The following is a 3,891-nucleotide window of genomic DNA, read 5'->3' on the forward strand; positions in this document are numbered from 1 at the left end:
GACCGGTTCGAGCGCGGGAGTGCGGCGCTGGGACGGCGACGCCAAGCGGGAATGGTTGCTCACCTGAGCGGTGAGCAGATGGTTCAGAAGCGATAGTCGCCGAACTGCGTCACTTCCCGATGGGTGTCGGGCGTGCGTTCGGTGAGCGCGAGCACGTCGAGGAGGAGGAAGATCGCCAGGAGTACGAGGACCAGCAGGATCATGCGTCGAGTCTGCTGCGTCGGGACCCGGCCCGACAGTGGCAGAATCGTCAGGAAACCTCGATTTTCTGCCACCGCACTGTCACACTCGTTGCCGTGTCCGGAACACCGCGAATCAGCGGCCGGCTCGAGAAGGTGGTCGTTCCCCTCCTCCCCTACGTCGAGACGTTCGAGCTCGGCGTGGCGTGCGAGGTGTTCGGATTCGACCGCTCCGACGACGGCCTGCCCACCTACGACTTCCACCTCGTCGCCGCGAGCACCGAGCCCGTGCGCACCCGCTTCGGCTACACCATCGACGTGCCCCACATGCTCGATCTGCTCGACGACGCCGACCTGATCCTGCTGCCCGCGGTGGACAGCGAAGGCATCGGTCTCGACGACGAGCGCCTCGAACCGCTGTGTGCGAAGCTGCGCGCCGCCGTCGACCGGGGTGCGCGCGTGGCGAGCATGTGCACCGGCGCGTTCGTCCTCGGCGCGGCGGGACTGCTCGACGGGCGCCGCTGCACGACCCACTGGATGCACGCCGATCGCCTCGCCCGGATGTATCCGACGGCGCAAGTGGACCGGGACGTGCTCTACGTCGACGACCATCCCGTCCTCACCGCCGCAGGCACCGCGGCCGGCATCGACCTGTGCCTGCACATCGTGCGCACCGTGCAGGGGGCGCAGGTCGCCAACACGATCGCCCGGCGCATGGTCGTGCCGCCGCATCGCGACGGTGGGCAGGCCCAGTACGTCGCGATGCCGCTGCCCGAATGCAAGGACGAGTCGCTCGCGCCTCTGCTCGACTGGATGAGCGAGCACCTCGACCGGGAACTCCCGGTGGCCGCGTTGGCACAGAAGGCGCACATGTCGGCGCGCACGTTCGCGCGGCGGTTCGTCGCCGAGGTCGGGGTCACCCCCGCGCGCTGGCTCCGCGACCAGCGGGTCCTGGCCGCTCAGCGGCTTCTCGAGGAGACCGACCTGCCCGTCGACGTGGTGGCCGACCGCGTCGGGTTCGGCACCGCAGCGGTGTTGCGTCGGCATTTCCTGCGGTTGCGCCAGACGACGCCGCAGGCCTATCGCCGTACGTTCCGCCGATCCCTCGAGCCGGTGAGCGTGTGACGCATCCCTCGGTTCGCCCGTCTCGACGCGTCCCCCGACGCGGTGCCGTCACGTAGCGTGGGCGGAAGGAAGACGTGACGGGAAGAAACAACTGCGGCCGGATGTTGGACCCGTCGACACGCCCGACCGAAAGGATTTCCGTGGCAACCAAGGCTCTCACCCAGCAGGACTTCGACGAGGTCGTCACGAGCAACGACATCGTGCTCGTCGACTTCTGGGCCGACTGGTGCGGCCCCTGCAAGCAGTTCGCCCCCACCTTCGAGGCATCGTCGGACAAACACCCCGACGTCGTGCACGCGAAGGTCGACACCGAGGCCGAGCAGGCCATCGCGGCAGCGGCGAACATCCGCTCGATCCCCACGATCATGGCGTTCCGCGAAGGCATCCTCGTCTACAACCAGGCCGGTGCTCTTCCGCCTGCCGCGCTCGAGGATCTGGTCTCGCAGGTCAAGAACCTCGACATGGACGATGTGCGCAAGCAGATCGCCGAGGCTCGCGCCGAGCAGGGCTGACCCACTCGCATCGACGGCGCCCGCTCCCGGCATTCGGGGGCGGGCGTCGTCGTCCGTGCGTCGCGGTCTTCCTGTACGGCTCAGTGTGCGGCGGCGTCCCAGCTGCGGCCGTAGCCGACCGAGACCTCGAGCGGCACCGACAGCTCGATCACCGAGTCCATCTTGTCGCGCACGAGCGCCTCGACCTGCTCGCGTTCGGATTCGACCACCTCGAGCACGAGCTCGTCGTGCACCTGCAGCAGCATCCGCGACCGCAACCCCGCCTCGTTCAGCGCCTTCTGCACGTCGATCATCGCGACCTTGATGATGTCGGCGGCCGTGCCCTGGATGGGGGCGTTGAGCGCGGCGCGTTCGGCGATCTCCCGGCGCTGCCTGTTGTCGCTGTTGAGGTCGGGAAGGTACCGCCGGCGGCCGTACAACGTGGACGTGTAGCCGACCTTGCGGGCCTCCTCGACCACGTTGTAGAGGTAGTCCCGCACGCCGCCGAAGCGGGTGAAATAGGCCTCCATGTGTTCGCGGGCCTCGTCGGTGGAGATCTTCAGCTGCTGCGCCAGCCCGTAGGCGCTGAGCCCGTAGGCGAGGCCGTAGGACATCGCCTTGACCCGACGACGCAGTTCCGGTGTGACCTCCTCGAGCGGCAGCCCGAACGCGCGCGACGCCACGAAGGTGTGCAGGTCCTCGCCGGTGCGGAAGGCTTCGATGAGTCCTTCGTCGGCCGACAGGTGCGCCATGATGCGCATCTCGATCTGGCTGTAGTCGGCGGTGAGCAGCACGTCGAAGCCGTCGCCTACGACGAAGCCGTCGCGGATCCGGCGACCGGCCTCGGTCCGCACCGGGATGTTCTGCAGATTCGGCTCGGTCGACGAGAGCCGGCCCGTCGCCGCGACGGTCTGGTTGAAGGTGGTGTGGATGCGGCCGTCGTCGGCGACGGATTTGATCAGCCCGTCGACGGTGGTCTTCATCTTGGTGTGCTCACGGTGCGCGAGCAGATGTTCGAGGAAAGGGTGACCCGTCTTGTCGAACAGGTTCTGCAGCGCGTCGGCGTCGGTGGTGTATCCGGTCTTGGTCTTCTTCGTCTTCGGCATCTCGAGCTCGTCGAACAACACCACCTGCAGCTGCTTCGGCGAACCGAGATTGATCTGCTTGCCGATGACCTCGTAGGCGGCGTTCGCGGCCGCGGCCACCTGGGCCGCGAACTCGGACTGCAGGTCGTGCAGGTGTGTCGCGTCGACGGCGATGCCGGTGGCCTCGAGGTCCGCAAGGACCTCGAGCAGGGGCAGTTCCATCTCGGTGAGCAGCCGCACCGACTCGATGTCTCCGAGTTCGGTGTCGAGGGACGCGGCGAGGTCGACGACGGCGCGCGCGGCGAGGATCTGGGTCTCGGCCGCCTGCGCGTCGGCCGCGTCCTCGTCGTCGAGCAGCGAGAGTTGTTGCGCCCCGGTGTCTTCCACCCGAAGCTCACGCTTGAGGTAGCGCAGCGACAGGTCGTCGAGCTTGAACGAGCGCTGCCCGGGCCGCACCAGATAGGCGGCGAGCGCCGTGTCGCTGGTGATGCCGGCGAGCGACCAGCCACGACCGCGCAGCGCGTGGATGGCGGGCTTCGCCTCGTGCACGGCCTTCTCCACCGCAGGATTCGCGAGCCACGCGGCGAGAGCGTTCTCGTCCTCCGGGGTGAGCGCCACGGTGCTCACGTAGGCACCCTCGCCGTCGGCACCGGCGACGGCTATCGCGGTCGCGTCGCCGCCGTAAGGGGTGCCGGTGCCCACCACGGCGAGGCCGTGCCGTCGGCCCGCCGGAGCATGTTCGGTCAGCCAGTCCCCGAGGGCACCCGGCTCGACGATCCCGCCGCGCACCTCGAAGCCCTCCTCGGCCTCGGGCTCGGCCGACGAGAGCGTCTCGAACAGCCGATCGCGCAGCACCTTGAACTCGAGATCGTCGAACAGGCGGTGGATCCGGTCGCGATCCCACGGGGCGAGCGCGAGCTGCTCGGGGGTGTAGGGCACCGCCACGTCGCGCACCATCTCGGTGAGCTGACGGTTGAGCAGCACGTTGGACAGATTCTCGCGCAGCGCATC

The 3,891-nt window shown here is 68.5% G+C and carries 3 protein-coding genes; 2 read left to right on the top strand and 1 reads right to left on the bottom strand.

Annotation, left to right across the window (positions count from 1 at the left end; genetic code table 11):
- The first annotated feature begins 296 nt into the window (after positions 1–296).
- Both R1101_RS0118015 and trxA read left to right on the top strand, forming a co-directional pair.
- The gene (locus tag R1101_RS0118015) at positions 297–1,304 is read left to right on the top strand and encodes a GlxA family transcriptional regulator (RefSeq protein ID WP_016934749.1); all 1,008 of its coding nucleotides are present in this window, start codon (positions 297–299) and stop codon (positions 1,302–1,304) included.
- 140 nt (positions 1,305–1,444) lie between these two features.
- The gene (trxA, locus tag R1101_RS0118020) at positions 1,445–1,816 is read left to right on the top strand and encodes a thioredoxin (RefSeq protein WP_016691445.1); all 372 of its coding nucleotides are present in this window, start codon (positions 1,445–1,447) and stop codon (positions 1,814–1,816) included.
- Positions 1,817–1,896: 80 nt separating this feature from the next.
- On the opposite strand, the gene polA is transcribed toward trxA, so the two are convergent.
- Positions 1,897–3,891: DNA polymerase I (gene polA, locus R1101_RS0118025; RefSeq protein WP_016934750.1), on the bottom strand; the 1,995-nt coding region annotated here is incomplete at its 5' end.

Source organism: Rhodococcus sp. R1101 (genome assembly GCF_000278445.1).
In the GTDB taxonomy this organism is placed as follows: Bacteria; Actinomycetota; Actinomycetes; order Mycobacteriales; family Mycobacteriaceae; genus Rhodococcus; species Rhodococcus gordoniae.